This window comes from Kitasatospora sp. NPDC127067, assembly GCF_042724755.1.
Classification (GTDB): domain Bacteria; phylum Actinomycetota; class Actinomycetes; order Streptomycetales; family Streptomycetaceae; genus Kitasatospora; species Kitasatospora lactacystinica.
The window spans coordinates 1-2,853 of sequence record NZ_JBHXEM010000279.1 but is presented as its reverse complement, the minus strand read 5'-3'; the positions used below and the strand labels follow the sequence as shown (position 1 = coordinate 2,853).

Annotated in this window: 1 protein-coding gene and 1 pseudogene; both read right to left on the bottom strand. The window is 72.0% G+C overall.

Going from position 1 to position 2,853, the window contains the following annotated elements; genetic code table 11:
* Positions 1–135: 135 nt before the first annotated feature.
* The gene (locus ACFWJ4_RS41365) at positions 136–2,697 is read right to left on the bottom strand and encodes an ABC transporter permease (protein ID WP_380554575.1); all 2,562 of its coding nucleotides are present in this window, start codon (positions 2,695–2,697) and stop codon (positions 136–138) included.
* Between the two features lie 59 nt (positions 2,698–2,756).
* A pseudogene (locus ACFWJ4_RS41360) lies at positions 2,757–2,853 on the bottom strand (ABC transporter ATP-binding protein); the annotation flags it as partial.

Here is a 2,853-nt window from a genome sequence, read left to right as displayed (position 1 = left end):
TCGGTCCTTTTCTGCCGGGGGGTGCCCACCTGAGCCCGCGCGCCCCACCCCCGCCCCCCCCCCCCCCCCGGCACCCCCCGGGGGGGTCCCCCCCAACCCGCCCCGGGGGCTCCGGGCTTCCGTACCTCCGGACCGCTACTGGCTCTTGATCGAGTCCAGGATGTCCAGCCTGGCCGCCCGGTGGGCCGGCCAGAGCGCGGCCAGCAGACCGATCACGGCGGCAGCGAGCAGGAAGCCGACGGTCTGCACCGGCGGGACGACGGTGGTGATGTCCTTGAGGCTGTCCGCCAGTGTGCGCACGCCCGCCCAGGCGACCAGGATGCCGAGGCCGACACCCACCAGCCCGCCGAACAGCGCGATCAGCAGCGACTCCAGCCGGACCATCCGGCGGATGCCGAGCCGGTCCAGGCCGATCGCCCGCAGCATGCCGATCTCCCGGCGGCGCTCGAACACCGACATCGCCATGGTGTTGACCACGCCGAGCACCGCGATGACCACGGACATGCCGAGCAGGCCGTACATCATGTTCAGGATTCCGGTGATCATCTGGCGGTTCTCCGCCTTGATCTCCTTCGCGCCCTTGACCGCGATCAGCGGGTTGCCGCCGGTCGCGTCGCGCAGCGCCTGCTTCAGCTCCTCGGTCGCGCCGTTCGTGCCCTTGACCAGGACCTTCTCCAGGCCGGTGCCGGGCGCCAGGTGCGGGCCGACCACGGCCTCCGGGACGATGACCGAGGCCAGCGCGGTGTTGGCCTCCAGGATGCCGCCGACGGTCAGCGAGCCCTTGGCGCCGTCCGGGTAGGTGACGGAGAGGGTGTCGCCGACCTTGTAGCCGGCGTGCTCGGCCCGGCCCGAACTGACCAGCAGCCTGCCCTGCTTGAGGGCGTCCGCGGAGCCCTCCTTGACCTTGACGGTGGCCAGCTGGTCGATGGTCGCGGCGTCCACCGCGGTCATCCACTCGCTGTCCTCGCCGTTCTGCCCGGTCTTGACGGTGACGCCGCGCTCGGTGCTGATCACGCCGACGCCGGGCGCCTTGGCGATCTGGGCGGCGACCTCGGGGGAGAGCTTCGAGAAGTTCTGCATCGCGACCGTGTAGTCGGCCTTGAGGTCGGTCTCGGCGGCCTTGTCCACCGCCTGGTTCACCGAGGCGCCGATCACGGTCAGCGAGGTGATCAGGGTGACGCCGATGGTCAGCGCCGAGGCCGTGGCGGCGGTGCGGCGCGGGTTGCGGATCGCGTTCTCCTGGGCCAGCTTGCCCGGTGCGCCGTACACGGCGCGCAGCAGCGGGGCGAACAGCGCGATCAGCGGCCGGGACAGCAGCGGGGTCAGCACGAACACGCCGATCAGCAGCGCGCCGGCGCCGAGGCCGACCAGCTTGACCTCCTTGCCGGCCACACCTCCGGCCAGCGTGGCGAGGCCGGCCAGCGAGAACAGCAGGCCGATGGCGTTGCGGATCCGCAGGCCCTTCTGGGTGGCGGGCTGCTCGGCCGAGCTCATCGCCGCCACCGGGGCGATCCGGGAGGCCCGGCGGGCCGGCAGCCAGGCGGCCAGCACCGTCACCAGCACGCCGACCGCGAGCGCGGCGACCACTGTGGTCGGGGCGATGATCAGCGGGCCGTCCGGCAGGTTCGCGTCCATCGGGCCGTTGAGCAGCGACTTGAGTCCGGCGGCGATGCCGATGCCCGCCAGCAGACCGGTCACCGCGGCGGTCAGGCCGACCAGCACGGCCTCGATCAGCACCGAGCGGGTGATCTGGCGGCGGGTGGCGCCGACGGCGCGCAGCAGCGCCAGCTCCTTGGTGCGCTGGGCGACCAGCATGGTGAAGGTGTTGGCGATGATGAAGATGCCGACGAACAGCGCGATGCCCGCGAAGCCCATCAGGACGGTGGTCAGGACGGTGGTGCCCTTCCTGATCATCTCGTCCTGCTCGGCGGCGAGTTCACGGCCGGTCTTCGCCTCGATGAAGTCGCCCTGCGGGACGGCCTGCTTGACGGCGGTGAGCAGCGCGGCGTCGTCGGTGCCCGGCTTGGACCGGACGTCCAGCTCGGCGTAGCGGCCCGGGGTCAGGTAGAGCCGCTGGGCGGTGGCGGTGTCGAAGGCGGCCAGCGAGCCGCCGGCCACCACGCGCGGGTCGTTGGTGGTCAGGGTGCCGGTGAGCTTGAGCTTCATCACCGGGCCGTTGACCGCGACCCGGACGGTGTCGCCGACCTTGTAGCCGCCCTTGTCGGCGGTCTTGCGGTCGAGCGCGATCTCGGTGGCGTCCTTCGGGCCGCGGCCCTCGACCAGCGGGTAGCGCGGGTCGGTGCCGTCGGCGCCCGGCACGTAGTTGGTGCCGGTGGTGGAGAAGCCGTTGCCGATCAGCGCGCCCTTCGTGTCGGCGATGCCGGCGAAGCCGCCGACCACGCCGCGGACCTCGGCGACGCCGGGCACCGTGGCGACCTTGGCACGGGTCTCCTCGGTGAGGGTCGGGCCGGCGATCTGCTCGCTGTGGTCGTCGCTGAGGTTGCGGGCCTCTCGGTCGGCGACCGTGACGGCGACGTCGGTGTAGCTCTTGGAGTTCTGGGTCCTCAGCGCGTTGCCGAAGGTGTCGGAGAAGACCAGCGTGCCGGACACGAAGGCGGTGCCGAGCATGACGGCCAGTACCGTCATCAGCAGCCGGCCCTTGTGGGCGAGCACATTGCGCAGTGCGGTGCGGAACATGGGGAGGCGTCAGTCCTGGGGGTACTCGGGGACGGGTGGCGTTTCGGGGGCCGGGGGCCTCAGCTGGTGCGGCCCTTGGCGTCGAAGCGGCGCATGCGGTCCAGGACGGTGTCGGCGGTGGGGTGGTGGAGTTCGTCGACGATGCGGCCGTCGGCG